The 782-nt window shown below is 58.7% G+C and carries 2 protein-coding genes; one reads left to right on the top strand and one right to left on the bottom strand.

Annotation, left to right across the window (positions count from 1 at the left end; genetic code table 11):
- The first annotated feature begins 89 nt into the window (after positions 1-89).
- Positions 90-248 carry an IS66 family insertion sequence element accessory protein TnpB gene (gene tnpB, locus NKH49_RS34770; RefSeq protein WP_352458948.1) on the top strand — a complete coding sequence of 53 codons (159 nt, stop codon included), beginning with the start codon at positions 90-92 and terminating at the stop codon, positions 246-248.
- An 84-nt stretch (positions 249-332) separates the two neighbouring features.
- Here tnpB and NKH49_RS34765 read toward each other — a convergent pair.
- On the bottom strand, positions 333-782 hold a 450-nt coding region (locus tag NKH49_RS34765; protein ID WP_352930221.1), incomplete at its 5' end, for an IS3 family transposase.

Below are 782 nucleotides of genomic sequence, written 5' to 3'. Positions count from 1 at the left end.
ACATGGCAGCAGCCGCGAGAACAGAGGATGAAACGGATGCGTGATCCGCACTAATTGCGTAACTGCGTTCGTAGAGTCTGCATTCCCAAGTGAGGTACAAGCGGCTGGATGAGGCGAAGTTCTGCTGGCCGCGGATCGGCCACCACCGGGTCCAGCTCAATCATGCTCAGCTCATGGCTCTGGTTGACGGAATGGACTGGAAACGGGTTCGAACGGAGACCGTCAGGCGGCCGCAATCGGTTGGGTAAAACCCTGCGGCATGATGAATCAGGGAGCTGAAAACGCGGGAAAATTGCCCGCGAATTGGAGTGCGCCCCTCGGACCGGACAGGGTCAAGCCGCAGTTTTGACCATCTGCCGGGCGTGTTGGTCCTCGAACTGTTGCGGGCTGAGATAGCCGAGCGCTGAGTGCAATCGGCGGGTGTTGTAAACCTCATCAATGAAGCGGGGAAGGTCCTCAGCGACGTCGGCGAAGGTTTCGTAGGCCATCGGATAGACGGCTTCGACCTTCATCGTCTTCATGAAGCTTTCCGCTTTCGCATTATCGTAGGGATTGCCGCGCCGGCCCATCGATCCAATAAGATCGTGCTCGGCGAGAACGTTGCGGTAGAGGAGTGCGGCATATTGCGACCCTCGGTCCGAGTGATGGACGCAGCCCGGCGGGGGTTTTCGTCGTTCGATTGCCGCCTTCAATGCTGCAACGGTCAAGCGCGCGTCGATCGACCGACCGATGGCGTAACCAACGACCTTGCGTGACCAGGCATCCAAAATGACCGCGACGTA

It is taken from the genome of Mesorhizobium sp. M1088 (assembly GCF_040318575.1).
In the GTDB taxonomy this organism is placed as follows: domain Bacteria; phylum Pseudomonadota; class Alphaproteobacteria; order Rhizobiales; family Rhizobiaceae; genus Mesorhizobium.
This window is presented reverse-complemented; position numbering and strand designations above follow the sequence as displayed.